30 protein-coding genes are annotated in these 24,673 nt (G+C 70.2%); all 30 read right to left on the minus strand.

The window, feature by feature from the left end; genetic code table 11:
• Window positions 1-12: 12 nt before the first annotated feature.
• The 30 genes from AB0L33_RS28865 to AB0L33_RS29010 all read right to left on the minus strand — a co-directional run bounded on the left by AB0L33_RS28865 (window position 13) and on the right by AB0L33_RS29010 (window position 24,658).
• Window positions 13-1,116 carry a DnaB-like helicase N-terminal domain-containing protein gene (locus AB0L33_RS28865; protein ID WP_365686110.1) on the minus strand — a complete coding sequence of 368 codons (1,104 nt, stop codon included), beginning with the start codon at window positions 1,114-1,116 and terminating at the stop codon, window positions 13-15.
• Window positions 1,116-2,324, minus strand: a complete 1,209-nt coding sequence (locus tag AB0L33_RS28870) for a DNA cytosine methyltransferase (RefSeq protein WP_365686112.1) — start codon at window positions 2,322-2,324, stop codon at window positions 1,116-1,118. The genes AB0L33_RS28865 and AB0L33_RS28870 overlap by 1 nt, the downstream gene beginning before the upstream one ends.
• Window positions 2,325-2,340: 16 nt before the next feature.
• Entirely contained in the window at window positions 2,341-2,901 is a 561-nt protein-coding gene (locus AB0L33_RS28875) for a hypothetical protein (protein ID WP_365686113.1), read from the minus strand.
• Between the two features lie 71 nt (window positions 2,902-2,972).
• The gene (locus AB0L33_RS28880; protein ID WP_365686115.1) at window positions 2,973-3,986 is read right to left on the minus strand and encodes a hypothetical protein; all 1,014 of its coding nucleotides are present in this window, start codon (window positions 3,984-3,986) and stop codon (window positions 2,973-2,975) included.
• Between the two features lie 13 nt (window positions 3,987-3,999).
• Window positions 4,000-4,755 carry a hypothetical protein gene (locus tag AB0L33_RS28885; protein ID WP_365686116.1) on the minus strand — a complete coding sequence of 252 codons (756 nt, stop codon included), beginning with the start codon at window positions 4,753-4,755 and terminating at the stop codon, window positions 4,000-4,002.
• Window positions 4,752-5,189, minus strand: a complete 438-nt coding sequence (locus tag AB0L33_RS28890; RefSeq protein WP_365686118.1) for a hypothetical protein — start codon at window positions 5,187-5,189, stop codon at window positions 4,752-4,754. The genes AB0L33_RS28885 and AB0L33_RS28890 overlap by 4 nt, the downstream gene beginning before the upstream one ends.
• Before the next feature lie 4 nt (window positions 5,190-5,193).
• The gene (locus AB0L33_RS28895; RefSeq protein WP_365686285.1) at window positions 5,194-5,727 is read right to left on the minus strand and encodes an XF1762 family protein; all 534 of its coding nucleotides are present in this window, start codon (window positions 5,725-5,727) and stop codon (window positions 5,194-5,196) included.
• The gene (locus AB0L33_RS28900) at window positions 5,724-7,511 is read right to left on the minus strand and encodes a TraM recognition domain-containing protein (RefSeq protein WP_365686119.1); all 1,788 of its coding nucleotides are present in this window, start codon (window positions 7,509-7,511) and stop codon (window positions 5,724-5,726) included. Before AB0L33_RS28900 ends, AB0L33_RS28895 begins: the two co-directional genes overlap by 4 nt.
• Before the next feature lie 33 nt (window positions 7,512-7,544).
• Window positions 7,545-8,309 carry a DUF317 domain-containing protein gene (locus AB0L33_RS28905; RefSeq protein ID WP_365686120.1) on the minus strand — a complete coding sequence of 255 codons (765 nt, stop codon included), beginning with the start codon at window positions 8,307-8,309 and terminating at the stop codon, window positions 7,545-7,547.
• Complete coding sequence (locus tag AB0L33_RS28910; protein WP_365686121.1) at window positions 8,306-8,884, minus strand: hypothetical protein; 579 nt, start codon at window positions 8,882-8,884, stop codon at window positions 8,306-8,308. Before AB0L33_RS28910 ends, AB0L33_RS28905 begins: the two co-directional genes overlap by 4 nt.
• Window positions 8,885-9,067: 183 nt before the next feature.
• On the minus strand, window positions 9,068-9,862 hold the full coding sequence (locus tag AB0L33_RS28915) for a DUF317 domain-containing protein (protein WP_365686287.1): 795 nt from the start codon (window positions 9,860-9,862) through the stop codon (window positions 9,068-9,070).
• Between the two features lie 5 nt (window positions 9,863-9,867).
• A complete protein-coding gene (locus AB0L33_RS28920; RefSeq protein ID WP_365686123.1) occupies window positions 9,868-10,251 on the minus strand; it encodes a hypothetical protein in 384 nt (127 codons plus the stop codon).
• 207 nt (window positions 10,252-10,458) lie between these two features.
• Entirely contained in the window at window positions 10,459-11,223 is a 765-nt protein-coding gene (locus tag AB0L33_RS28925; protein ID WP_365686125.1) for a hypothetical protein, read from the minus strand.
• A gap of 23 nt (window positions 11,224-11,246) precedes the next feature.
• On the minus strand, window positions 11,247-11,921 hold the full coding sequence (locus AB0L33_RS28930) for a hypothetical protein (protein ID WP_365686127.1): 675 nt from the start codon (window positions 11,919-11,921) through the stop codon (window positions 11,247-11,249).
• A gap of 32 nt (window positions 11,922-11,953) precedes the next feature.
• Window positions 11,954-12,781, minus strand: coding sequence for a relaxase/mobilization nuclease (locus AB0L33_RS28935; protein WP_365686128.1), 828 nt, complete (start codon window positions 12,779-12,781; stop codon window positions 11,954-11,956).
• Complete coding sequence (locus tag AB0L33_RS28940; RefSeq protein WP_365686129.1) at window positions 12,778-13,203, minus strand: hypothetical protein; 426 nt, start codon at window positions 13,201-13,203, stop codon at window positions 12,778-12,780. The genes AB0L33_RS28935 and AB0L33_RS28940 overlap by 4 nt, the downstream gene beginning before the upstream one ends.
• A 93-nt stretch (window positions 13,204-13,296) precedes the next feature.
• Complete coding sequence (locus AB0L33_RS28945; protein ID WP_365686131.1) at window positions 13,297-13,770, minus strand: hypothetical protein; 474 nt, start codon at window positions 13,768-13,770, stop codon at window positions 13,297-13,299.
• Window positions 13,771-13,827: 57 nt separating this feature from the next.
• Entirely contained in the window at window positions 13,828-15,627 is a 1,800-nt protein-coding gene (locus AB0L33_RS28950) for a hypothetical protein (RefSeq protein ID WP_365686132.1), read from the minus strand.
• Window positions 15,624-16,766 (minus strand): AAA family ATPase, encoded by a 1,143-nt coding sequence (locus tag AB0L33_RS28955; protein WP_365686289.1) that lies wholly within the window; start codon window positions 16,764-16,766, stop codon window positions 15,624-15,626. The genes AB0L33_RS28950 and AB0L33_RS28955 overlap by 4 nt, the downstream gene beginning before the upstream one ends.
• 168 nt (window positions 16,767-16,934) lie before the next feature.
• Entirely contained in the window at window positions 16,935-17,147 is a 213-nt protein-coding gene (locus AB0L33_RS28960) for a hypothetical protein (RefSeq protein WP_365686290.1), read from the minus strand.
• Window positions 17,148-17,190: 43 nt separating this feature from the next.
• Window positions 17,191-18,384: a hypothetical protein gene (locus tag AB0L33_RS28965; protein WP_365686134.1), complete on the minus strand. Its 1,194-nt coding sequence runs from the start codon at window positions 18,382-18,384 to the stop codon at window positions 17,191-17,193.
• Window positions 18,381-18,692: a hypothetical protein gene (locus tag AB0L33_RS28970; protein WP_365686135.1), complete on the minus strand. Its 312-nt coding sequence runs from the start codon at window positions 18,690-18,692 to the stop codon at window positions 18,381-18,383. The genes AB0L33_RS28965 and AB0L33_RS28970 overlap by 4 nt, the downstream gene beginning before the upstream one ends.
• A gap of 56 nt (window positions 18,693-18,748) precedes the next feature.
• The gene (locus AB0L33_RS28975) at window positions 18,749-19,276 is read right to left on the minus strand and encodes a hypothetical protein (RefSeq protein ID WP_365686137.1); all 528 of its coding nucleotides are present in this window, start codon (window positions 19,274-19,276) and stop codon (window positions 18,749-18,751) included.
• 33 nt (window positions 19,277-19,309) lie between these two features.
• Window positions 19,310-20,011, minus strand: a complete 702-nt coding sequence (locus tag AB0L33_RS28980) for a hypothetical protein (protein WP_365686139.1) — start codon at window positions 20,009-20,011, stop codon at window positions 19,310-19,312.
• A 186-nt stretch (window positions 20,012-20,197) separates the two neighbouring features.
• Complete coding sequence (locus tag AB0L33_RS28985) at window positions 20,198-20,974, minus strand: hypothetical protein (RefSeq protein WP_365686140.1); 777 nt, start codon at window positions 20,972-20,974, stop codon at window positions 20,198-20,200.
• Window positions 20,975-21,025: 51 nt separating this feature from the next.
• A complete protein-coding gene (locus AB0L33_RS28990) occupies window positions 21,026-21,217 on the minus strand; it encodes a hypothetical protein (RefSeq protein WP_365686142.1) in 192 nt (63 codons plus the stop codon).
• A gap of 32 nt (window positions 21,218-21,249) precedes the next feature.
• Complete coding sequence (locus AB0L33_RS28995; protein WP_365686144.1) at window positions 21,250-21,528, minus strand: hypothetical protein; 279 nt, start codon at window positions 21,526-21,528, stop codon at window positions 21,250-21,252.
• Complete coding sequence (locus AB0L33_RS29000; protein ID WP_365686292.1) at window positions 21,522-22,697, minus strand: ParB N-terminal domain-containing protein; 1,176 nt, start codon at window positions 22,695-22,697, stop codon at window positions 21,522-21,524. The genes AB0L33_RS28995 and AB0L33_RS29000 overlap by 7 nt, the downstream gene beginning before the upstream one ends.
• Window positions 22,657-24,171, minus strand: a complete 1,515-nt coding sequence (locus AB0L33_RS29005; protein ID WP_365686145.1) for an ATP-binding protein — start codon at window positions 24,169-24,171, stop codon at window positions 22,657-22,659. Before AB0L33_RS29005 ends, AB0L33_RS29000 begins: the two co-directional genes overlap by 41 nt.
• 28 nt (window positions 24,172-24,199) lie before the next feature.
• Window positions 24,200-24,658 carry a DUF6238 family protein gene (locus tag AB0L33_RS29010; RefSeq protein ID WP_365686146.1) on the minus strand — a complete coding sequence of 153 codons (459 nt, stop codon included), beginning with the start codon at window positions 24,656-24,658 and terminating at the stop codon, window positions 24,200-24,202.
• Window positions 24,659-24,673 lie beyond the last annotated feature (15 nt).

Consider the following 24,673-nt stretch of genomic DNA (forward strand, 5'->3'; position numbering starts at 1 on the left):
CCGGGGCGGGGGTTATCGGGTGGCGCGTGCGGGGCGCACAGCCGTGGTCGGAGGGCCTGCACGCGCGGCGGTTGCCGGGCGAGGCCGTGGCGGCGGTGCGGTGCCGGTGGCGTGCTGCCAGCGGGTTCGTACGGCGCCGAGGTCGGCGAGCGTTCGGCGGGCGCCGACCACGAGCTGGAACGGTGTGGTGGCCGGAGCCGTGGCGTATTGCTCGATGCGCTGGGCGGTGCGTTCGGCGGTGGTCAGCAGGGAGCGCTCCAGGACGCGTTCGGCCCAGTAGTCCGCGGCCCCGGACGTTTCGCTCAGCAGCTCCAGGACGTCGCGGGGAGGAGTCCGGTCATCCAGTACCCCGCGCTGCTGGGCTTCCCAGAGGACGGTGACGGGATCGACAGGGTCGTGGCGGCGGGCGAGGAGGGAGAGCGTTTGCCAGAGGCCGGCGTGCAGCGGCAGGACGAAGTCGTCGGGGAGTAGCCACCGCAGGGCGGCGATGGTGTCGGGGCGGGCGGTGGCCGTCGCGAGCAGCAGCCGCTCCTCCTCGGCCGCCTCGGCATCGAGCGGGAGGGGGGCCGGGTCTAGGGCCGGGGGAGGTCGTACGCCCGCGCGTGGGGGGAAGCGGATGGCTATGTCGTCCACGACCGCGGCCAGGGCGTCGACCTCGGCGAGCGTGGTCTGCACGCGATGCGGGAGAGAGGTGTCGCGGACGGTGCGAAGGAGGTGTCCGGCGGCCGACTTCAGGCGGCGGCCGGAGTGGTCCGCTTCGATCATGCGTGCGTACGCCAGTGCGTGGCTGGGCCAGGAGCAGTGCTGGATGAGGGTGTGGAGGTAGGTGGGTGTCAGCCCGCGTGCGTGTTCGCGTGCGGCGGCGAGGACCGTGGTGTGCCAGGTGGTGTCCTTCGCGTGCGTGGCGGGGTCGGGTGCCGGCAGGGCGTTGATCGCGGCCCACAGGGCGGCGTGAGCGGCGGTGGAGAAGGAGTCGGGGGCGATGCCGGTCACGTCGCCCAGTCGGTGCGGTTCGCGCAGGAGGGCTCCGAGGAGGGCCTGCTCGGCGTGGAACACCGGGGACGGCGGCACGACGGCGGCGAGATCGGCAGGGTGGGGCTCTGGGGTCTGGGGCATCAGGCGGCGAGGGTGAAGTCGTTGGGGTCGAGCGGGACACCGAGGTGGGGGGCCAGGAGGTGGCCCGCGAGAAGCGGGGGGACGGCGTTGCCGATCTGGGAGAACCGCGCGCTCTGGTTCCCGGACCAGGGGTAGTTCGCGGGGAAGGTTTGCAAGATGCCGGCCTCCTGGGCGGTGATCCGGATCGGCTTTGGTGCCGCCCGCGGTCCCGGCTCGTCGAGTGTCGGGGAGGGTTGCGCGACCCAGGTGCACTCGTTGCTCCGGTGCCCGAAGAACAGCGTGCCCGCCGGCTCGGACAGCGAACGGACAGTGGCGTGCACCTGGTTGTTGCTGCGCAGCGACCAGTCCCAGCGGCCGGTGCCGTCGGCGAGCCGACCACCATCTGGGTGGGAGCGGGGGGTGGTGTCCGGCTGTGGGAGCCAGGCGCCGTGGTCCCGGGCGGTGGACAGTGCCTTGCGGGAGCCGGACGGGAAGGGTTCCGGCCCGCCCCCGCTTCCGCCACCGGCGCACACGGTGGGAACGGGCCGGGCGGTGGCGCCCCAGCCGAGGGCTTCGGCCATGCTGACCCAACGGGCACGACCGGGCCCGAACAGGCTCTCCGATTCCTCGTGCTGGGCATGCGTGGGCGAGGGCGGCAACGCCGTACGGGTTCGGGAGGCGAGGAGGATCGCCCGCCGCCGGGTCTGCGGCACTCCGAAATCGGCCGCGTTGAGGATTCCGCACCAGGCGGAGAACCCCCACCCGCGCAGGATGCTCGTGTACTGCCTCCACAAGGGCAACACGTCCGGCACCTCCTCCATGACCACCCACTCCGGGTCCCCGACGGTGTTCAGGGCGTGCAGGTAGCGCATCGGTTCGGCCGCGAGCAGGGACCTCGGGTCGCAGCAGTTGGCGAGGAGACGGTCGCGGGTGTCCCTGCCGGCGGCGAGGTCGGTGACCGCTTGGTGGACGAGGCGTTGGTCCAGCAGGCCGAGGCGTTTGCCGGCCCGGCTCCACGCCTGGCAGGGCGGCGACGCGATCAGCCCACGTGTACGGCCGAGAAAGGGCCAGGTCGGGTAGAGGGCCACGTCGGTCCGGATCGTCACCTGGCCGGCCAATGACCTTGTTTTACACGCCCATTGGTCCCACTCCAGACCAATATCCTTAGCGCCCAGGGTTGTCAGTGCATGACTCCAGCCGCCAGGGCCGGCGAATAGGTCAATTATCAAGGTGCTAGCCAGTTGGTCACCGCCCCTTCGTCGTTCGGGAAGCAGTCACGGAGGGTGCCGGGGAGGTGGTGGAGGTGAGAGGTGGGCGATCCTGGCGGGGTTTGGATGCTGCGAGGAGGGGGTTGTCGACGGAGGGGGCCAAACTCATCGCCTTACGCTGAAGATCGCCTTCCAGTGTTTTCAGAAGCGCGTCTACTACCTCGAACCCCGAGAAGACGTATTCGCTTGCGTCCTTCAGTGGCACCTCAAGATCAGCGCTACTGTCACTACCTTTTCTGCTCAACGCATGCTTTACCTGAATGTCTTTCGCCCGGAAGTGGTAGTTCAGGACCGTCGCGTTCACCCTGCCAAGCTCGGTCATGCATTCGCCTAGCGAATCGAGCACATGGCAAGAGGTGAAAAGCGAGATTTTCTCGCCGGGGGATGCGAAATTGGAGAAGTTCTTTAGCTTCCGGTTGGCTGCAGCAGTGATATCGGACAAGTCGTCGAGGATTTCGCAGACAGTGCTCACACTGGGAATCGACGGAGGGCGCAAGGCGCGCAGGCGGAAGCGCACGCGTGCGATCTTGCTGGCCATGTCGTGGAGGCTGAGGGCCTCGCTCATATCGGTCAGGGGTGCTCCAAGGGATCGTCTGTTGTGGTCTGCGGTTACGCGGTGAGGTCGAACCCGTCCTGTGACGGCTCGGCTTCGCCGCGGCAGGCCCAGGGTGAGCAGCCGTCGACGACGCCGTGCTCCAGCAGTTCCTCCTCGTCGGTGAGCTGCGGCTGCAGGGCGGCCCGTTCGGCGGCGGTGACGTGGTCGATCGGAGCCTCGTCAAGCGGTACGCGCGAGCGGTGCAAGAATGCCTGGCCCAGCAACGGGTTCCCCACCTCGTTGGCGCGTGCGTTGCCGTTCCGGATAGCGGCGTCGAATTCCACGACGTCCGCCCATTCCGTGGGAGAGGTGTCACGGATATGACGCCACTGGGAATTTCCGTGGAAAGGGCAGCCGAGGCAGCTTGATTTCGGGGTATCGGCCAGGCCGAGCGACGTCAGATACTGGATGCAGTCGTTCCTGCTCCAGTCAAGGTCCAGAAGCGGATGCCGGTTGCGCATGTACTTGACGTCGGCGTCCTTGGCGCGATGAAACTCATCGGTGGAGATTCCTACCCACTGCTCGACATAGATTCCCTTGGGTATGCGTGCCGGGTAGGGGTAGCCGAGTAGTTCGCGAACCTTCTGCTTGATCGGCTTAATCTTATATTCACCGGTGCACTGCCTTCGCATCATTCCTGGACGCCCGTCCTGGTTGAGAATGTGGAGAGGCATCGAGGCGAACCGGTGATGCGGATTCAGTGCATCGTCACGTATGTTCCCGGCGGAAACGCGGAACACGGGAATTCCGGCAGGCTCGGCGATTTCCCGCTCCAGACGGTCCAGGTGTGCGTACACCGTCTGCGGTTCCCACCCGGTGTCGGCGAAGATCGCGTAGTCGACCTTCGGCAGGATACCTTCGGCTGACAGGGCGAGGAGAGTGCTGGACTGGACGCCGGCGCCGAGGGAAAGTGCGCGGAACTGGGGCTGATCGGAGATTTTCTGTCCTTGGGGAAAAGGGTGGTCGTTGTGCCGTGTGAATTCGGCTCCGGGTAGGAGGAGTTCCTCTGGCGGGGTGGAGTCGTTCATGGTGCTGCCGAGGTCAGCGTGTCCGGGTGGGGGTGGATACGGTGGCCGGGGCGGGCGCTGCCACCGCGTCCGGTCGGGTGACCGGGGAGTTGCCGAGGGCGGAGGCCAGGGCGGTGGTGCCGGCCGCGGTGAGACGGATCCGGTCTTCCAGTCCCCCTGGTGCGTAGACGGAGGGTGTCGAGCTCGCGGCGCGTTCGATCAGGCCGTTGCTCTCCAGCTTCCGTAGGGCGCTGATCCGCAGGGGCGTGGTGTGGCAGTGGACGTACTGCCGGCCCAGGGCGGTGCTGACCGCGATGTGTCCGCAGGCGATTTCCCGCAGGGCGCTGCGATGGGTGGCGACCAGTTCCGAGACCGGGGGGATGGGGATGCCCCTGGATCGGCGGCGGATCTCACGGGCAACGGTGTCGGCGATGTCCACGGCGTCCGCCGGGGCGAGCGCGGTCAACCTGCGGGCCTCCTGCGGGCTCTGTTCGGTGGAGGCGTTGCTCAGGAAGGCCAGGTGGCGGAGGCGGAGCAGTGCGTGCGAGAGGTCGGGGCCCTCGTAGAGCCGCTCGGCGAGGACCGCATGGAGGGCGGCGCCCGTCCCTGCGGTCAGCGCGCGGGCGGATTCGGCGTGGGCGTCGGGCTCGGCGTGCTTGCCGGGGATCAGGTAGCGGTCCATGGCGTCGTTGTGCTGCACGTACTGGTCGGCGAGCCGGAGCAGCCTGTCGACCACCGGTGTCGGGGAGGCGGTCACATCGAAGAGAAGCCCGTCGGACGGCGCGGTCATGACCGACCCTTGGGCGCCGGAGCATGCGGCTTCGTACCGGTCGCGACCGGGGCGGCCGGGGCGGCCGGCGGCGGGGGCGTCAGCGCGGTGCGTGCGTCAGCCAGGGCCTTTCGCGCACCGTCGAGGTGGACGTGCACCACGCCGCGGTGCTCGGTTGCGAGCCAGTGCTTCCGCCGGATTTTCTGCCTGGCGGTGTGGAGATACAGAAGCGGTTCGAGGGTCTGGGTGTAGTGGGCGATGGCCTTGCCGAGGTGAGCGGTGCTGACGGCGAGGGCCTCGGCCGGCGGAAGGTCGTCGCCGTTCGGGACGAGCTGGTACTCGACATCGATGGCCGTGCGCGCGGCGAGCTGACACAGCAGCTCGATGTGGCGTGTGACGTGATGCAGTCCGGTGAGGTCCGGGGTGATGCGGTGATGGCGGATGTCGGCGAGCACTGCGTCAAGGGCGGCGCCGGGGGAGGTTATCTCCTGCAGGTCGTGCGGGTAGAGCGGGCTCAGGGGTTCTCCGGTGGGGTGGTTCAGCGGCTTCCCAGAGGAAGCGGGCAGTGTGGTCGGTGCCGTGAGCGGGGCGAGGGCGGGAGGGGGTGTGCCATCCGGTCCGGGCGGGGCGCTCGGCGATCAGGCGCCAGCCCGCGCCGTGCAGGGACGCGCCGCTCTCGCCTGCCTGGGTGAAAGTAATCAGACGCGTGTATCCGAGCGCCTTGGCCGCCCGCCACGCGGCCCCGAGGAGCAACGAGTTCGCGTTGCGGGTGCCGTCGGTGGCGATGCGGGTGACTTCGAGGGTGGCGCCGTTGTCGTAGTGGCGGGCCACGGGCCGTCCGACGATGGCCACGGCGTGCAGGATGCCGGCCTCGTCGGCGGCGCCGATGGCGAAGACCTGGCCCGCAGGCGGTGGATGGTGCCGGTGCCAGGCGCGGACGAAGTCCTTCGCGTCACGGGCGCGGACCGGTACGAGATGCAGTCGGGGGTCTATGCGGCCTTCTTGAAGTCGGCCTGGGCCGGGGCGTGCTTGGCGATGGCCCGTGCGGTGATCGCCTTCGACGCCCGGGCGGACGCCGCGGCGAGCTCTTCCGCTCCGGGCTCCTGGTACCAGGGACGCAGCTCGAGCATGGCGGCGCGCAGGCCGGTCGCGAACAGGAGGGCTGTTCCCTTGGGCAGTGCGCGGATGGCGTCGGGGGGCAGGATGCGCTCCTGGCGCATGCTCACCGAGGTGGACTGCCCGGACTCGGAGTGAGAGGTGGAGGTGGTCTCCACGTCGTGATCACCGATGAGGCGGCTCAGCTTGTCCGCGAAGTCCGGGTCGTCGATCCCGCTGCCGATGACCTTGACGGTCGAGGCCGACCACATGGCGTCCATCCCCGCGTCCCCCCACACCTTCTGCCCCTGTCTGTAGGACTGGAGGATGGTGATGGGGATGATCCCGCGACTGCCCAAGTGCGAGTACAGGTCCGGGAGATCGGAAATTTTGCACACGTTTGCGGCTTCGTCGAGGATCGCGAGCATGGGTGGATCGAGGCGTCCCCCCGCCCGCTCTGCCTGGGTGGTGGCGGCGCGCATCACCGAGTCCGCGCACGCGGCGATCAGGGCGCTTGCTCCGCCACCGCCGTCCTTGCTGAGTAGGAACAGGGTGTCGGTGGAGGTGACGAAGTCGGCGGGCTTGAACTCGCGGACGTCTTGCTGGGGTGTCACCCACGCGGCGATCTCGGTGTTCAGCAGGGCGGAGGCGTACTGCCTGGCGGTTTCGTAGATCCCGTCGCGTGTCTCCGGGGGGCCTTCGACGGTGCCCTTGAGCTGAGCGGCGACGTCGGTGAAGTTGTGGTCGCGCAGGATGTCGAGGGGGGTGCGGTCGGCGGGGAAGGCGAGCCACTGCATGATGTCGGTGATCGGCCGGTCGTCGAGCGCCGCGGCCAGGATCAACTGGCCGAGGATGTTGCTGCCGGCCTTCGACCAGAAGTCGCCCTGCTGGGAGGCGTCCACCGAGGCGGCGAGGAAGTGCCCGGCCAGCCGGTTCGCACCCTCCAGAGTGGTGGCGCCCGAAAGCGGGTTCCACCACATCGTCCGGTCGGCGTGGGCGATCTGCTGCGGGTCCATCGTCCACACCCGCCCCTCAGCGGCGCGGGCCTCCTGCGTGGCGGTAAAGGCGTCGCCGGCCGCCTTGTTGGAGGTCAGCAGGACCGGGCCGGGCGCGGCGAGGACCGAGGGGATGGCGAGACTGGTTGTCTTCCCGGACCGCGGCGCCATGATGGCCACGGCGACGTCCTCGAAGCCCATCCGCACCTCGTGGCGGGTGCCCTGAAGGGTGCCGAGCAGGACGCCGGTGTCCTTCGCGTCGAGGGTCTTACTGGTCTTGAGGCTGGGGCGCAGGGCGCGCGCCTTTTCGGTGATCTGCTTGGCCAGCAAGGGCTCGATGTCCCGGGGCTTGGCCATGTCGGTGATCTTCTTCCGGCCTCCGGCGCGGGACTTGTGCCGCGCCCACAGGAGGCCCGCGCCGGCTCCGAGAGCCAGGAGCAGTGCGACGGGGACGATACGGGCGCCGATGAGCAGGGACGTTTCTCCTGCGTCGGGCCAGACCTGCTCGGGGTGCAGCAGGGCGTCGGTCGGGCGGTAGGGGGCTCGGCGGCTGCCGGTGAGGACCGCGGCGGTGTTGCCGGCCAGCCAGGCCAGGTTGGCGAGGGGAACGACGACAGCGAGGGCGCCGGCCATCAGACGCAGGACGAGGTCGTACCCGTCGGTGCCGGTAGAGGAGGAAGGGGGCAAGGGCAGCTTCTGTACGGGAGGGGATGAAGGCGGTCAGCGGCGGCGAGGGCTCCTGCGCGGTGCCGGCGGCGAGGGGTGCGGATTCGCTGACGGTGCGGGGCCTCGGGCCGCGAGGGCATCGACGCGTTCTTCCAGAGCCGTGGCGACGTAGGCGACGGGCACGTCGAGAAGGCGCCGGTTCACGAGGGCAGGGTTGAGGGTCGGCAGTCTTTCCACGCCGTCCGTACGCCAGAGGGGCTTCACATCGGCGAGCGCCGTGGTGAACGCCGTGACCAGGTGCACGGGGGCGTGCTCGTCGAACCGGGCCTCCCAGACCGGCCGGTCGCCCACGGTCACGGCGACGAGCCATGATCCGCTGGCGTTGATTCGCTCCACCCGTACGGTGTCGTCCAGGGAGATGTACGCCTGACGGCCGTCCACCGGGATCCAGCCCGCCTCGGCGAGCGGATCGTACGGATTGGACCCGATGCTCGTGGGCGCAGGGTCGGTGAGCGCGTCGGTGACCGCGGCGATCAGCTCGACCGGAGTGTGGCCGCCGAAGCTGGCGTACCAGGCGGGCTGGTCGCGCCCGGCCGCGTGGAGAAGCTTCCACCACTGGCCGCCCGGGTCTGGCTCCAGCCGTAGGAAGGCCGTTTGGTCGGGGCTGGAGAGCAGCACCCGGGGCATCAGCGGGTCGTTGCCGTGGCTCCAGCCGCACGCGCGATGCAGAGGGACGGTGATCCAGGCGGGGTCTCCGCTGCCCGCGAGGTGACGCGGGGCGACGTACGTGACTTCGACGGTCTCGGCTGCGGTGTTCATGTGCGTGCCCGGCTTCGAGGAGTGGGTGCGAGGGCCGGGCGGGGTGCCAGTGGTGAAGGGGCCTTTCGGGCAGCGGCGTTGACTTCGAGGATCACCTTGCCGTGGGTGGTCCATTCGTCGAGGGCGTGCCACTCCTCGGCGTGGTGCTCGGCGAGCGCGTCCTCGTACGCGGGGGTGCCGGGCGTCGCGGAGGGGAGGGAGTCCTGTGTTTCCAGCCATTGCTGTTCCAGCTCGTCGAGCTGGTCCAGGGCTTTGGTCAGAAGGCCGAGCTGGTAGACCCAGCGGGTCTGTACCTGGCCTTCTGGCAGCAGGGTCAGCTGTGTCTCGGCGGTGCCGAGGAGGTGGCGGGCCTCGTCGCGGAGAGGTTCGAACGCGGTGTGGGTTTCGGCGTCACGCTGGCTGGCGCGCAGGCCGTAGGCGTGGCTGTCGTGGGGCCAGCCGTCCAGGTCGGTGTTCTCGTCGGAGTAGACGTTCCATGAGTCGAGGGCCCTCTGGGCGTCCTTCAGGTAGGCGTCGAGGCGGCCGAGGAGTTCACGGTGTCTGCGGTGATCGAAGGTGATGGGGGATCTGTCCAATCGGTTCAGCGGTGAGTGGCCCGGCGGCTGGGCGCGGGGCTTGTTACGGGGATGGCTTGCTTCCGGCGGGCCGACCGTGTGCGGGCACAGGTGGTTCGGAGACGCGAGGCGTGGGCGTCGACGGCCTGCTCCGGAGGAACCTGGCTGCGTACGTGTACGGCGTTGTGGTGGCCGGTGCCCGGATCAGCGTCGGGTGCGGGCGCTGCCGGCGTGGGCGTAGGGCGGTGTGGAGGTGGAAGGCCTGGCTGAACGGTGGGAGTTACGGGACCAGGTGGCGGCGCGGGCGGTGTTGATGCGGGCTTGCTGCCAGGCGCCGAGCTGAGACGGTGTGACACTGACCGACCAGGTGCGGATCTTCGAGCTGTGCGGGACGCGTCCCCGTGGTCGCATCACCGGTTCCGGGGAGGCGAGTTGTGTGGCGAAGGCTTGGACTACGTGCAGGGGAGTGGTCGGCGTGAAGGCGCCTCGCCAGCTGTTGCCCCGGGTGTCGTTGGCTCCGGTCCACCACATCGCTGTCCCGTCGGTCTCCTGGCGGTACTGCAGCCATGCGGTGCCGTCCGGGCTGGTCGCCGAGTAGCTGTTGCCCTCGAACCGCGCGTTCCAGCCGCTTTCTGCCAGCGGCGCCCAGACGTTCGGGGCGTGGGCGGAGCGAGGAAGGGTGAGGGCGTCGGTGAGGCCGGCGACGATCTCCACGGGGGTCTGCCGGCCCAGGTGCGCCGACCACTCCTCGTTGGCCCCGGTTGCTTTGCCGTGGATCGTCCATCCGCCGGGCTGACCGTGGGGGTCGTAGGCGACGCGCAGGGTGCGGTCCGGGCTTTCCATGCGCACCGGGCCGCGCTTGGTGGACCTGTCGCGCCATCCTGACGCGCGCAGGTATTCGGATACGTGCCGGATGTCGCCTCCCCCGGCGACGGTTCGGGGCTGGACGAGGTAGTGCTGCTCGGGCTGCTCGGGGCTCCAGCCCTGCCCCTGCTTCATCCGGTTCACCGGTGCCTCCGGACGACGAGCGGTGCGGGGGTCGGGGGTGTCGCCGCGCCGGTTGCGGGCTGCGTGCCCAGACGGCGGAGGGAGGTGCGGTGTTCGTCGAGGTTTTCGCCGATGGCGTCGAGGTCGTTGGTCGCCCGGCCCAGAGCCAGCCACCCTTCGGCTGGTAGCACACCGCGCTCGGCCTGGCCCTTGGCGAACGTGCTGCTCACGGAGAGGAGTCCGGTGACGCCGTCGAGCAGTCCGTCGTCCGGGTCGAGGACGCGTGCGATGACCTGCGTCGCTTGGTGTGGAGGGAGCTGGGCGAGGTGGTCAGCGAGCAGGTGGAGCTGCCGGGTGATCTCGTTGGCCAGCCCTATCGGGTAGGGGGCGGGGTGAGACATGCTCCTCCGGGTCGGTGGACGGGTGGGGGCGGCGGCACTGCGTCTTCGCGAGGGCGGCCTCGGGGCGGGCGCCGGCCAGAAGGGACGTGCCGTCGGGGCCGGTCAGGACGCAGGTGCGCACGTAGTGGCGGAACAGGGCTGTCGCCAGCCGGGGACTGCGTAGGGCGCTGATCGGCGGAGTTATTCGGGATAGAAGGGGCTGCTGCTTCATCGGCCGCGGACCGACGGGGTGCGGGCGCCCGCCGGAGCCGGCGGGGCGGACGCCGGGATGGTGGTCGGCGTGGTCCGGCCCGAGGCGTGCTGCAGACCGGTCCCGATACCGATCGCCTCCAGTTGGGGGCCGATATTGCGCAGGGCGCGTGCCTGGGCCTGGGTGTCGTCGCCGTTGAGCCGGTAAATGCCGTCCTGCGGGTCCTGGACGAAGCCGTGGGCGAGCAGGATCGCACCGGCACGGTGGTCGACAGGTGCGGTGGCGACGCTGCCGTCCGTCTGCCAGGTCAGAACGATCCGGTCCGGCTGGGAGGGCTGGGTACCTCCGAGGGCGTTGTTGCGGACCTGGGCGAGCGCGGTGTCATAGCGGGTGAGTAGATCGCCGGCAACCTGTTCCGCGCTCAGGAACGGGTCGTCGAGCAGGGCGATTCCGTTGGGCTCGGGGACGGCACGGTACGCCTCGTCGGGCAGGGCGCGCGGGGCGACGGCGGCGATGAGGAACCCGTCTCGTTCGTCGTGCCGGTCCAGAACGACGAGTTGGGCGCCGTCCGGACGGCTCAGGAGGGCCGCCTGCTGGAGCGGGTGCTCGGCGAGGGAGGCGGCGACCAGGTCCAGGTCCCAGATCCGGTCGGAGAGGTCGGCGAGATCGTCCTTCGCCTCCGCAGGAAGGTGGGAGCTGGTCCAGGGGCCGCCGGGTAGTTCCCCGGCGAGGACGTCGGCGTAGGAGGCGAGGCGATCGGAGATGTCGTGGTGCTCGTGCATGGTGTCCTTGGGCGGGATGAGGGTCAGCGGCGCAGACCGACGGCCACCGGGGGCGGCGGGGGCGGGAGCGTGCGCGGCGGGGGCGGGCATGCGCACACAGCGGAGCGTTCGTGTTCGTTGGCCGGGACCGCCTGGGCGCAGGTGCTGCGGCCGGGGTGCGGGGCGTGCCGGTCGGCGAGCTGGTTGCGGGTGTCGGAGAGGTCGGTGTGGATGCTGCGGAGGACCTCGTCGGCGAGGTAGCGCAGCCGCCGGGCGATGTGCGGGTCGGCTGGTTCTCCGAGCCCGTCGTAGAAGTCGGCGGTAGCGATGAGGACTTCCTCGACGGCGGTGAGGATGCCGTCGTGGGGAGCGGTCAGCTCGGTCAGGGCATCGGCCGCCTCGTCCGTGGTGGTGGCCTCACCGAGGAGGTCGGCAAGGTGAGAGACGGAGGAGCCGGGCGGCAGGTAACTGGCCGGCCGGTGGTCGGTTTCGAAGTCGGCGTCGCAGACCACGTGGTGCCCCTGCGCCCGGAGACGGGCGACAGCTTCGGTGGCCAGACGGTCCTCGTCCTGGGCGGCCAGACCGGTGGGAACTCGGTGGTAGCTCTCGTGAACGCGAACGACGGGGACGAAGCCGACTCGTTGGAGGATGCTGTGCGCTTGCGCGTCGCCGTCGCGGGCGAGGAGTTCCTCGGAGTCCGGGTCGCGGCGGATCTTCACGCAGCGGTCGATACGGGGCAGGGACGTTTCTCCTACGGTGATCGGTGGGCTGCGCGTCGGGCAGCGGGTGGTTCGACGACTGCTGTGGGCTTGGCCAGCCGAGTCGCGGTGCGGCCCAGGTCTTCCTGGATGGCGTAGACGCGGCGGGCGAGCAGCAGCAGGCTGTGGGCGGTGGCGGTGTCGGCTGCACCGGCCTGGTGAGCGGTTTGGCGCGCGGTGTGCTCGATGAGCCCGCGGACCGCGGCCAGGGGACCGGTGTGCTCGTCGGCGAGCTGTGCGAGGACGCTCGCGAGCAGTGCCGTCGAGGTGGGGGCCGGCCGCGCAGCGCGGGAGGGGGTCAGGCCGAGGTCCTGCTCGATGAGGCGTGCCTCGGCTTCCAGGCGTTCCACGACGTCGTCGGGAAGGGAGTGCCAGGCACCGTCGAGGGTGATGAGGTTCGCGATCAGATCGAGGCGCCCGGGGAGAGCCTGGAAGGCAACCCACCGGCAGCTCAGGCTCTCCTTGCCGGGCAGCTCGATGGTCGCGGTTCGTGCGAGACGGTGAGCGATCTCGGACCACCAGTGTCTGGTCAGCGCTCGGTCGTCCGGGTGAAGATCGACTTCGAGGTGGAGGATTGCGTGCCGGTCACCGTTCGGGCTCGCAGCGAACGGATGCTCCAGGTACGGGTCCTGGAGGTGCTCGGCCCACTGCCTGGCCGTCCAGGTCCACTGCTCCCCGTCCAGGGTGTAGCGGTCCAGCCCCGGCCAGGCGGCAACGACCGTGTGCGACGCCAGGTCTTCGGGGGAGGAGACGGAGTGTCCGAGTGCCTCAGCGATCTGGCTGTGCGGTATGTGCACCGGTTCGTGCAGGTGGGGGATCACCGGCCGCCTCGCATGTCGGCGACATGAACCATCTGGCCCAGGGCGGTGGTGGTGTACCAGCCGCAGTCGATCAGTTCCTCCCGGCCGGCGAACTTCGCCAGGAGAGCGTCCTCCATGGCCCGGAGGTGGATCAGGCAGTCAGGGCAGTGACGCGTGAGGTGCACGAGGTAGCGGGGGTGGGCGGTGACGTAGGACTGTGCTCCTCCGGTCGCATCCCGCACCCGCCACCCGTTCTCGTCGGTCGGGGTGTGCCAGGACGGGGCGACCACACGCATCGAGTCGCCCCACAACTCACTGCCGGCCACCCCCTTGAGGACGACGACGGTGTCACCGGCCTGGAAATGCTGGTGCGTGATGTTCCGCTCGGGGGTGTGCGGGTCGGGCGTCGGCGCGAACGCCAAGGTGCGAGGAGGCTGGGACATGAGGTCCTTCCGCAGGTGGCGGGGTGGGAGCATCAATAGTCCGGAGGAACGCCGGTTTGGCTAACCGGCGATTCCCGGCTATGTTCCCCGCGATCAGCGAAACGGGTTCTCCGTCGAACGGTCGGCTTCACCGGCCGCGTCGAGGAGTTCGACCACGTCCTGGCCATCGGCGTCGCGCTGGTCGATCCACCAGCCGGCACGGCTGACGCCCCGGGCCTTCTCCTCCAGCTCCGCCCAGTCCGCCTCGTCCCAAACGCCTTCGACCACGAGCGCGGTGTGGGCGGCGGTCATCAGCTGGTGGCGGGAGCGCTCGCCCCAGGCCAGGATCCTCTCCGGGCCTTCGAGCGGCGGCATGTCGAACTGCTTCGCCCACTCTGTGGCCTTCTCCTGCTCGGCGGCCCGTTTGGCCGCGAGCCACTGCTCCTTCGAGCCGGTGTCGGCCTCGCGCGCCGCCTTCCAGCAGTCGGTGCAGTCCTTCGCCGCGAGCCAGCGTGCGAAGCCGGCCCGCCTGTCGGCCGGGCGGCCGGAAAGGTCATGGACGACCTGGTGGGAGCAGGTGTGCTTCACGGTCCACTGCGTACGGATTGCGATGGTTATTCCTACTTTCTGTCTTCTGGTGGTGTTTCAGCGTGTCCTGCGAATGGCGTTTGTGGCCGCCGTGGCGATGGCGGCGGGAGCGCTGGAGGGCTGGTCCAGGTGCAGCAAGGTGGTCCCCGGCAGGTGCCGGGACTCCTCGGTGAGCGTGAGTTGGAGTACGGCGCAACCGGCGGTTGTGAGCTGCTGGATGCGGGTGACGGCCTGGGCCGTTTCGTCGCTGCCGTACCGGGCGTCGGTGACGATGACGAGGAGTCGGCCGGCGCCGGGGCGGCTGAGTTCCAGGCCGTGGTCGAGGGCGTCGATGGCGTCGCCGAGATTGTGGCGGCCACCGGTGGCCTTGAAGTTCGTGACGCGCTCCGGTGCTCGGTGGGTGGGTCGGGCCAGTGCGGTCAGGTGCTTGTCGTAGGCGATGGTGGCGGTGAGGGAATCGGGGTCGGTCAGGGCGGCTGCGCGTGCCACGATCCAGGCGGCGGACGCGACGGGCGCGCAGGCGGCACGCATCGAGGCGGAGACGTCGACGGCGATACCTACACGCAGCGGCGGGGTGGGGGCAGCCCGGCGGCGGGTGTGGGTGAACGGCTCCGCGGTGGGGACCGATCCGGCCGCGAGCTGGGCGTCGCGGGCGAGGGCTGCGCGCATGGTGAGGCGGCCGGGCGGGGTGGGGCTGGTGGTCCGCTCCTCGATCCGCTCGCGGTAGGCGGCGGCACGCAGGGCGCGGCTCAGGCGGGCGGCGGCGCTCTTCTCGGCGGCGGTGGGTCTGCGGGTGCGGGTGACCGGGGTGCTGTAGGGCGCCGGTGTGCCGTCGGGGTTGACGGTGGTGCCACGCGGGTTGAAGACCGACTTGGCGGTGGCGGCAGCTCTGCGTCGCAGGCCGGCCCGCTGAGCGCGCTCCCGAGCCTGCGCCTTGGACTTCGCGGCTACGGCGTTGGTCGCTGCCTCGTGTGCTGCGAGGTCGGCGGCGTCGGTGGCTGCCGTGCTGTCCATGACGACCCGCACGGCGCCGGACAGCAGATCGGCGAGACCCGCTGGCACGGGCAGGGTGGGGGCCGCGGCGTCCAGGGCGTCGACCCATTGTTGACCGTGCGTGAGCATGGTCGGGCCGTCGTGGTCGGCGCACTGGTGGGCTGCGGTCCAGATGCGGGTGAGGGTGGCCAGCAGGTCTGCGCCCAGCACCTTTTCGCATAGATCGGCGACGGCCTGCGTCTCGCCGGCGTCCAGGATGCCGACGTCACGGCGGCCGAGGATCAGGGCCGCGATGCCAGCGGCCTGTTCGATGCCCTGGAGGGTGGGGTGGGTGATGTCGGGCATGACCAGGGTCCGGGCACTGGTGCGCAGGTAGGTGCGGTCCGTGGGCCGCGTGATCAGGTGTGCGCCTTCGACGCGGCTCTCCTCCAGCAGGAGCGCGGCCTCGACGACACGGGGGTCGGCTCCGGCAGGCTGCGTCCAGACGGAGTGGGCCGCGTGCGCGGCCTCGTGGACGAACACTCCCCAGGCGGCGGGATACCGCTCCTCGTCGCCCACGATTCGCGGATGGATCTCGTGAGGCTTCAGCGGGGCGAACAGCCGGGCGTCGAATTCGACCTCGCCCAGGGTGGGGAAGAATGCGGCCGGTGCGCCGCTGCGCGTGCCGGGGCGGCAGGTGACGAGGAGGTCCTGGCGGCCGGAGAGGGCGACCAGCCGGTCACCGAGCTCGGCTCCCACACGCAGCCACGCGGCGGGGGAGGTGCGGGGTTGCGCGGGTGGGGCGCCGTCGTCGTCCCAGCGTGCGAGGTCGGCGTCGTCGTCCTGGGTGGTTGCCGGGGGCTGGACGTGGTGGTGGGCGCTCATCGCGAGCGGCCCCGAAGCGCGGAGCTGGTGCTGCCCGAGGGCTGCCGGGCGGCGGAGGCGGGGAGCTGCTTGCCGAGGGTGAGGGGCGCGATCTTCTTGACACCGACAGCCTTGATGACGGCATCGGCGACGATGTCGCGATCCTCCACAGGAGCGATGCCGACCAAGTTCGCCAGCGCGGCGCTGGTGCCTAGGACGGCCTCGGTCTTCTGGTAGCTGAGCAGTTCTCGCAGTTGGGGGGCCCAGCCCAGTTCGCCGAGTTCGACCTGGTGGGCGAGGTGTCGGGCGACCCGGACCACCCGGGCGTCGATCCTCAGTGCCAGGGCGAGGTCGTAGTCCGTGCCGATCTGGATCTGCACGCTGAACCGACTCGACAGCGCCTCCGTCAGAACGGCACCGTGGACGCCCGGGTTGTGGCCCGCCACCACGTAGAAGCCCGGCTCGGCCTTGATGGTCTCGCCCTTGTGGGCCTTGACCTGGATCTGCCGGCGCCCGTCCATCGCCGGATACAGCGCCGCCAGCACCTTCGGCGAGACGAGGGTCGCGTCATCGATCAGCAGGGCGCGGCCTTCGGTCATTGCGGTGACCAGCGGACCGTACTGGAAGACGTAGGCGCCGGAATCGGCCTGTGTGTACTCGCCGATCAGGTCTCCGACCGTGGTGTCGCCGTCACCGGCGACGGTGAGCAGGTCCGGGAAAGCAGCCTCCACCAGACTCGTCTTGCCGGTGCCCGGAGGGCCGTAGAGCAGCACCGGCACGTCGGCGTCGCGCAAGCGATTCAGGGCCTCGACGTCGGGTAGATCGGCCAGCTCCCGGGGGTGGTAGACCTGGCCCCCCGGGCGGCGGATCGGGCCGGTCTGCTTCGGCGTGGCTGCGGTGGGCATGGTCGTGCGGGCCGTGGCCGCCCGGGCGCGGGGAGCGTGGGTGCCCGGTCGGCTGATCACAGCGGTTCGCGCGGCTGCGGCAGTTTGCGCGTTCGCGCGGAACTCCGGTTGCCCGGCGCCGCTTTGGTCGGCCTCACCGCGTCGCACCAGGGTGAGGGCGGCATTGCGGACGGCGCCGTGGGAGTGGCCCAGCTGCCTGGCCATGTCGCCGATGGTGAGCGCATCCGCTGGCCGGTTGGCCAGCAGCCGGGCCACTTTGACCCGTAGTTCACCGCCCTTCGTGCGCGTGGGGCTGGTAGGCGGTCCGGGTATGGTCAAAACGCGTGTCCTTCAACAGCTCTGAGTGCGGGCGGAGTTGGCGATGCAAGGTTCACGGACTGTGCTGGCATTGGCGACCGCGACAACCGGGGCGTGCGGTGGCGCTCATCGGCCGACCGAGGGCTCGGCCCAGGGGCACGCGACGGCCGATGACGAGCAGCTCCCTGGCTTCGGAGCGGCCCCCTCTGTACCAAGTTCCGTCGCTCGGCAGACGCAGCCCGGCGTCTCTTCGAAGCCGGACTGGAGCAGGATTCGCCGGGCTGCCGCGTTGTAGCGGGTGGTGGTGATCTCGCCGGTGATGCTGTGCCGGATCGGGATGAACGGCTCTGCTGGTGCTTCTTCGGGCACGGTGGATTTCCTGTCAGTGGTGGCGGGAGGGCCTGCCGGCGAGGGGCGGCGGAACGGGTGGTGAGGTGGCCACGGAGGGGCGCGGTCGTGCGCGCGGAGCGGGGGTGCGATGCGGGGGGAGGACGGCGACCGTCGCCCCGAGGTCCTCGGCTGCGTCCTGGACTTCGCGGGTGAGAAACTCGATCTGGCGGCCCAGCGTGGAGAGCCGGGCGGCGGTCTGCCGGCCTTGAGCGGTCTCCAGAGCACTGGCGAACTGCGCGCTCGTCTCCAGGAGTTCCTGTAGCCGGATCATGGGGCCGGCAGCGTAGCCGCGCTGGACGGCGCCGAGAAGAGCGTTCGATGCGTCACCGGCGGTCCGGCCTTCGACGACATCGCGGATGAGGTCCTGCAGGGACATCTCTGGCGCCGGTGCGGGGCGGTTGTGCCGGGAGTGGTCCGGGCGCAGGACGCCGGGCGGGACGGGAGCGGGCAGGTCCTTGCCCGCCTCGTACTCATGGGTGTAGTGCCCGATGACCTGCCAGCCGGGTACGCCCGGGTCGCCACGCAGGGCGACCACTGTGGAATCTTCGCCTTCGACCAGGTAGGCGAGGGTGATCGGCTGCCCGTCGGCCGCGTACCACGACTCGGTCAGCTCCAGCTCACCGCGCCGCTGCGCGGCCACGGCCATGTCGGTCCACTTCTGTCGTTCCTCGTCGGTGAGCGGACTTGTCTGATGCCGGCCGCCGTCGCGCTGGTCGGCCAGGTTGCTGGCGATGTAGCCGTGGTCCGCCCAGACGGTGAGGTGGGGCCACAAGGCCGCGTGCTGAGCGCGCTCGTCCCCGGAGCCGGGGTCGACGGGTCGGTCGAGGACCCGGCGGATCTCAGCGGTGGAGGCGGCCAGGCCGTCCAGTACGGCTCGCCACCCCGCCAGGTGCCGGGCCGGGGGCAGCTCGTCGAGCACGAGGCGGGCGACGTCGAGGAGGGCCTCGGCGTGCGGGGCGAGATGGGTGCGGTACGCCTCCACCGCGGCCTTGTCGCGGTGGGCCCGCGCGGCTTCCGCGGCGCCGGGGTGGACGGTACGGCCGTGGCGATCACACGTGTTGTCGAGCGCGACGTCGGCCGCGAAGCCGATCACCGACATGCGGATGCAGAAGTTGCCTGCGGCGTTGGAGAGTTCCGCGGCGCTCGGCCTGGGTGTGCCAGGGGGCGGAGTGCTGGTCACTGTCATCGGGCCCGCCCGTCGCCCGATGCCGTCAAGTGCACGGTCGGTGCGTAGGACGGCCTCGGCGGGATCGGCCGGGCCGCCGGCGCGGAAGTCGTCGGTGCAGTGACGTCACGCTGAGTTGTTGTAGCGGCGGCAGCCTGGGCGAGACGGCTGCGGCGCTCCGTGAGTCCATTCGGCCGGACGGGGCGCGGTGCGGTGGCGGAGAGGGCTGGATCGAGGCGGAAGTCGGCCTGCACGGTAAAGCCATGGAAGGAGGCGACGAAGCCGTGCGCCTCGTGGACGCCGAACGCGAAGTGGGTGTCGGGATGCAAAGGTGCGGGAACCTCCTGAAGGGGGTGCGGAACAGCGGGGGAAGCCCGGTCGCGGCCTAACGTCCGGGTGTGTGGCCGGTTGCCTTGGGAGGCGCCGGAGGCGTGATCGAGTGCGATGTCGGAGCCGTTCGCGGATGAGGCGTGTCGTATTTCTCGCGCAGACTGCGGATGTCGGCCTGATCCGCGAGGGCCAGGGCGTCCAGGCAGCGGCTGGCAGCGGCCATCAGCATCTTGGGTGGGGAGTCCGGGGCGGCAGTCCGGTGTCGGCCTTCCCATCGTGCGATGTCGACGAGGAGATGGCTCATCTCGCGGACGACGGGGAAGACGGCGTCCAGGAGGTGCTGGGTGACGGCGCTCACCTCGGCGGGCGTCCTGGCCGCGGCGAGTGCTGCGACGTACGGGCCGGGGTCCAGCCTCGGCGAAGGAGCGCTGGGCAGCGGGTGCCGGGCGAGGAAGTCCTCGGAGTCCCTGCGGGCCCAGCGCCGTAGGTCGTCGCGTGTGGCGGAGCCGGTGTACGCGGCGGCGATCTGTTCGGACGTCCTGCCGACGTTGTCGTACAGCTCGAAGTCGGGGTGAGGGGGCAAGGAACCTCGGGTCGGTGGTGGTGTGTGCTGGGGTCAGCGGGTCCGGGGACGCGCAGGTCTTTCCGGCGGTGTGGCCGGGGTGATTCTTCCGGCGAGGGAGGGCGCGTGACGCGGGGGCGGTGATGTTCTGGCCGCCCAGCCGGGATCGTGGGGAGGGTGCGTGCTGCCGAGGAGCGAGGGCCGATCGTCGAGTTCGTCGAGCCACCGGAGAAGCGTCCGGAGGTTCTTGTCGGGTCCGTAGGCGAGGTAGGTTCCATCGACGCTGTCGCAGCCGAACCACTCAGCAACCCGCAGACGGACAAGGGAGTTGACGCGCCCCATGTGGATGCTCTTGCCCCGGGCTCGAGCCTCGCGGGCGAGCCGTTCGGCGACCGGGCCGAGCTTCCACTGCGTGGTTCCCGCCAAAAACAAGGTGTCGAAATCGTCCCAGGGCATCAGCCCGGGTTGATCGCAACCGTCCTGCGCCGCGTAGGCCGCCGGGACGCCTAGTTCGCGGATGCGGGCCAGCCACGGCTGCGACTCGGTGAGAGTGGCGACGGCATCGAACGGTGCGTCGGGGGCGAGCGCCCACAAGCATCGATCGGGCCCGTAGCGGCCTATGGTGCGAGACAACCAGGCGAACCACCGCTCGGCGCCGGGCCAGTAGCGGCCCTTGCCGTCGCTGCCGAATCTGCTGTTGTCGCACGCATACAGCGCGCCTGGCGGGATGCGGCTGCCCTGGGCCGGGGTGGTCATACAGCCCAGGCGCCCGATGCTCATCGCCGCCCGTATGTCAGGCCCTGAAGGAGTGCCGAGGTATCGCAGTATGCACCTCCCCCGGGAAAGCCGTGCGGTGACGCCGACGGGGAGGGGCGGGTGGGCTCCAAGGGGTGCTGAGCCGGCTGGGTTGGCGAGTGCGCGAGCGGTGGGGCTCATGGCCCTTCACCGACGGTGGACCGCCCCGGAGGCATTGGCGGGTGCGGGGGTAGCCGGCCGTGCGGGTGGGGCGGGTGCGGTAGGAGCGTCTGGCGGGGTGTAGCGGACGTCGACGCCGATGCCTTTGGCCGCGAGCTTCTGAGCGACGGACTGAATCCGCAGCGCGCGCTCCCTGTCTCCGTACGCGGCGGGCAGGAGGAACGCGCCTTGGTGTGGGTGGTACTGGAATCCGTGGGCGTACATAGTTCCCCGGGCGTCCGGCGGGATGCTCTCGTACGGTGCCCCGATGACGCCGTCGGCATAGCGGGCAAGGGTGATGACCCGGTCGGTGCGGGCCGGGGCGGCACGCTGGGGAGGATCGGGCTCTTCCTTCATCTTCTGGAGCACCTCCAGCCGAGCCTGCTTGTACCGCGGGAGGAGCCGACGGGTGACCGCGGCGGTTGCGCGCACGGGGTCGGTGGGCACAGCGATGCCGGAGGGCTCCTCGACGCCGAAGAAGTGGTGGCGCTTGATCCCGGACCAGTCCGGTGCAAGCGGGGCGACGACGACCTCGTGGGGGAATCGTGGCCGATCGGTGACGTACAGTTCCTGATCTTCGGGGCCACGAAGGACGGCCCCGTGTCCGACGTACGTGCTGGCGAGGTCCGAGACATGTCCGTTGTCCCAGAGCCGGGTGGTCGTGGGGAACTGGTCCTCGTAGCGGGTGTAGTGCTCGTAGGTGCTGGTCCAGTCGCCGGGCAGGCGGGCGGCCAGCGCCGAGGCGAAGGTTTCGAGGGTGGGCACAGGAGGGGCTTCCGGTCTGCGGGAATGGTTCATGCGGGCCACGGTCGGGCGTCACCGCGTCTGTCGTGTGGTTCGTGACGCGAGTGGTGGGGCGGGGACGGTGCGCTGGGGTTGAGTGGTGGCGGTGGCCCGCTGGTATGCGGCCAGCGTCGCCTTGAGGCTGGTGACGGCGTCGGCGCGGCGGGCGGCCAGGATGTCGATCAGGGTCCCCGAGGTCTGCAGGATGCCGAGTGAGTTCGGCACGACCTTTCCGGCTGCGGCACAAGTGGTGCGAGCTACAGGTGGTCGAGGTCGTTGGTGTCGGGGAACCCGTTGATCTCGTCGTCGAGGGTCTCCTGCCGGTAGTGGAAGACGGCTTCTTCGAGGGAGGCGAGCCGCTGAATTCCGGGATGCTCGCGGAAGGCGTCGGTGCGGTCGGCGACGTACTGCTGGTTCTCGGCCTCGGAGGTGAGGATGTGTACGGCGTTGCGGGAGCAGATCCGTCCCCACTGTGTGATGTCGGTGGGGGTGGCGTCCTTCATCCACACCCAGATGCCGTTTCCGAGCTTCAGCACGGAATCGGGGTGATACAGGCCGCCGGACGTGCGGCGGCGGCGAGGGCTGTGGCGGGCTCCCATGTCCCGGACGAGCCCCTGGCAGCCCTTCGTGAGTGCCAGGGGGAGGAGGTCCTTGTTGCCGGCCAGTTCCTTGGCAAGCTCCCGCTGCAGTTCCTCGGTGTGGATGCGTCCGCGGTCGGTGGTGATGCGTCGGGCGACTTCCAGGACGAGCGTGCGCAGCGCATTGTTGGCGATCTGGGTCCCGGCAGGTCACGCTCCGCCCATACGGAGGCGGCTTCCGCCAAGGCGCTGGATGCGTGCTCGATAGTTTCTCGCGTCACCGCCCGACCGGGTGGCGACAGGTCGGGATCGTAGAGGGTAAAGGTGCGGGTTCCACGGATTTGGGCGAGCGAGGGGAGGATCTCGCACAACAGGTGTGTGGCGACACGGCGCTGGCGTATCTCCTCCTCCTGCCGTGCCTTGTGCTCTGCCCAGGCACCCTGCAGAGTCAGTTCCCCGTCCGCCACGCGGGTGGCGAGGGCGGGGTCCGTCATGCGAAGCTTGGCCAGCTGTGCTTCCGCCGACTCCGTCTGCGCCTTCTTCTGTCGGGCGACTTCGTAGGCGCGGTCCAGTCCGACGGTGCCGCTGATCACGGAGTCGACAAGGTCGGGCGCGTACTGCCAGACGACATTCGCTCTTCCGATGACAGCGCGCGCGACTCCGAGCTGCTCCTCGATGTCTCGGACCGTGTGTCCCGACTCGGGACGCGCTTCCTGTCCCGAGTCGGGACGAGCCGTCTGTCCCGAGTCGGGACAGGCGTAACCGAGGCTCGCGCGGGCTTTGACTGTGATCATCGCGCACATCCCCTTGGAGAAGCTGCGGCGCTTGAGGTTCACAGACAGGCTGTAGATATCGATCCCGGCGCCGTCGTAGGTGACGAATACCGGTTCGATGTTGAGGCGTTCACAGGCCGTCAGGCGACCGCGACCGTCGAGGATGCGGCCCGAGCTGTCCAGAACGATGGGCTGGAGAAGGCCGTTCTCCTGGATGTCGTGCATGAGCACGGCCAGGTCGTCTTCTTCCAGCGGTGGGATGAGGGAGTTGGTGGGGTGGGATTCGATGATGGGTCTCCGTGGGGTCGGTGTTTCAGTGCATGCGGGCATCGGTGTCGAAGAGCGCCAGCTCATAAGCGTGCAGGTGGTGTTGCACAACGAAGGATCGTCCGGCGACTTTCCACAGGCCCCGGCCGCGGTTGAGGTGCGCGATGGCGTCCATCTCCACGGAGGTCAGGCCGAGGAGGGAGGCCGCGGCGTGGAGCTGGTCGGTCTCCTGGCGGTAGATGATGCGGGTGCTGCAGTCGGCGAGGAGTCCTTCGGCCAGGGCTCGGCCCTGTGATCCGGCGTCGCCGGCGGTGAGCAGGTCGCTGAGCCGGTGGATGACCATCAAGTTCGCGATGCCGAGGCCCCGGGAGAGTTTCCATTGGGCCTGCATGCGGCGCAGCAGGCCGATGTGCCTCATCAGGCGCCATGCCTCGTCGTACACGATCCAGCGTCGGCCGCCGCCCGGGTCGGAGAGCGCGGACTCCATCCATGCGCTCGCGCAGGTCATCGCGAGGACGAGTGCGGTGTCGTCGCCGGAGCCGCCGAGCCGGGACAGGTCGATGCTGAGCATCGGCACGCGCGGGTCGAAGCGCACGGTGGAGGGGGCGTCGAACATGCCCGCCAGGTCGCCGCTGACCAGCCTGCGCATGGCGTGGGCGAGGTCGCGGGCGGCGTCGCCGAGCCGGCCCGCCATCGTCCCGGCCGCCTCGTCGAGCGCGGCCGGGTTGTTGAGGGTGGCGGCGACGTCTCCGAGGAGCGGGGTGCGGCACGTCTCGGCGGCGCTGGTGACGACTGCTTCGAGGGCGATGTCCAGGGCGGTGTGCTCCATGGGCATGAGGTCCCGGCCCAGGACGGTTCGGGCCAGGGAGCCGAGGAGGAGGAGCCTGCGTTTGCGGATCTCCCCAACCCAGTCGGCCTCGGAGACGTTCTCCGGGCGCGGGGCGGCGTCCAGGGGGTTCAGCCTTCCGGGCAGCCCGGGACCGAGGGCGACGGATCGGCCTCCGAGGGCGTTCGCCACGGGCGTCCACTCGCCCTTGGGGTCGCACGGTACGTAGACGCGGTATCCGAAGGCGACCGACCGCAGCGCGAACGACTTGGCGAGTGCGCTCTTGCCCTGGCCGATCACACCTGCGAGCAACAGGTTCGGATTGGTGAAGCCCTCGACCTTGCCGTACAGCTCGAACGGGTCGTAGACGAACGACGCTTCGGCGTGCACGTCGCGGCCGATGTAGATGCCGGCCGTGCCGAGGCCGCCCTCGGCGAGGAAGGGGTAGGCGCCGGCTGCGACCGCGGTGGTCATGCGGTGGGCGGGGAGCCGGAGCCGGTTGCCGCGCCCGGATGCCGGCCCGGGGCGACCGCTTGGCGGGTAGAGCGCGGCGGGCATCTGGTGCTCGGCCAACGTGCTCTCCGCCGGGCGTGCGCTGATTTCCGAACGCACCTTGGCGGTGGCCTCGGCGAGCTGTCGACGAGCGGCTCTACGGCCGGCGCGGTCGATGCCGTGGGGGGTGAAGAGGGGGCTGGCAGATGCGCGACGAGCACGTCGGGCGGGCCGGTGGCTCATCGGGGGCCCTCGATTCTGCGGGTGGTGCTCATCGCACGCAGGCCGTGGTGTGCGGGCGGAAGTCGGTAGGGGTGGTCTTGCGGCGGACGACGTGCCCGGCAGCGAGGTGGCGCTGGCAGATCGTGAGCACGGGTGGGCCCTCGGGCAGTCGTTCGGGCCGGCACTCACTCGCCTCGGTCCCCTCCGTGTTGGCGGGTAGCAGGTGGAACGCGGCGTGGACCTCGCTGGTGGCCTGCCAGAGACGGGTGTGCGCGGCGGCGAGGTGGCGGCCGGCGGCGGGGTGTGGCGGACGGGTGGCCTCGCCGAGCTGGTCCAGGAGGGGCAGCAGGGCGGTGAGGTGGGCGTGGAGCACGTCGAGGTGCTGGCGGGTCGCCGGTGGGGGCGGGGTGCTGGCCGACGGGGCGAGGGCTCGGGCGTGGTGGCGTACTCCGGCGCTCGCCGCGCGGAGGTAGGGGTGCGCATCGTCGTGCGCGGGCGGGTGGGGCAAGGGGGCCTTTCGGGT

This window comes from Streptomyces sp. NPDC052299 (assembly GCF_040679335.1).
Taxonomy (GTDB): Bacteria; Actinomycetota; Actinomycetes; order Streptomycetales; family Streptomycetaceae; genus Streptomyces.

Bases quoted from the DNA above. Each gene is read 5' to 3' on its own strand.
- AB0L33_RS28865 (WP_365686110.1), bottom strand. From the start codon at position 1,116: ATGCCCCAGACCCCAGAGCCCCACCCTGCCGATCTCGCCGCCGTCGTG.
- AB0L33_RS28875 (WP_365686113.1), bottom strand. From the start codon at position 2,901: ATGGCCAGCAAGATCGCACGCGTGCGCTTCCGCCTGCGCGCCTTGCGC.
- AB0L33_RS28880 (WP_365686115.1), bottom strand. From the start codon at position 3,986: ATGAACGACTCCACCCCGCCAGAGGAACTCCTCCTACCCGGAGCCGAA.
- AB0L33_RS28885 (WP_365686116.1), bottom strand. From the start codon at position 4,755: ATGACCGCGCCGTCCGACGGGCTTCTCTTCGATGTGACCGCCTCCCCG.
- AB0L33_RS28905 (WP_365686120.1), bottom strand. From the start codon at position 8,309: ATGAACACCGCAGCCGAGACCGTCGAAGTCACGTACGTCGCCCCGCGT.
- AB0L33_RS28915 (WP_365686287.1), bottom strand. From the start codon at position 9,862: ATGAAGCAGGGGCAGGGCTGGAGCCCCGAGCAGCCCGAGCAGCACTAC.
- AB0L33_RS28920 (WP_365686123.1), bottom strand. From the start codon at position 10,251: ATGTCTCACCCCGCCCCCTACCCGATAGGGCTGGCCAACGAGATCACC.
- AB0L33_RS28925 (WP_365686125.1), bottom strand. From the start codon at position 11,223: ATGCACGAGCACCACGACATCTCCGATCGCCTCGCCTCCTACGCCGAC.
- AB0L33_RS28940 (WP_365686129.1), bottom strand. From the start codon at position 13,203: ATGTCCCAGCCTCCTCGCACCTTGGCGTTCGCGCCGACGCCCGACCCG.
- AB0L33_RS28950 (WP_365686132.1), bottom strand. From the start codon at position 15,627: ATGAGCGCCCACCACCACGTCCAGCCCCCGGCAACCACCCAGGACGAC.
- AB0L33_RS28965 (WP_365686134.1), bottom strand. From the start codon at position 18,384: ATGACAGTGACCAGCACTCCGCCCCCTGGCACACCCAGGCCGAGCGCC.
- AB0L33_RS28980 (WP_365686139.1), bottom strand. From the start codon at position 20,011: ATGACCACCCCGGCCCAGGGCAGCCGCATCCCGCCAGGCGCGCTGTAT.
- AB0L33_RS29000 (WP_365686292.1), bottom strand. From the start codon at position 22,697: ATGAGCTGGCGCTCTTCGACACCGATGCCCGCATGCACTGAAACACCG.
- AB0L33_RS29005 (WP_365686145.1), bottom strand. From the start codon at position 24,171: ATGAGCCACCGGCCCGCCCGACGTGCTCGTCGCGCATCTGCCAGCCCC.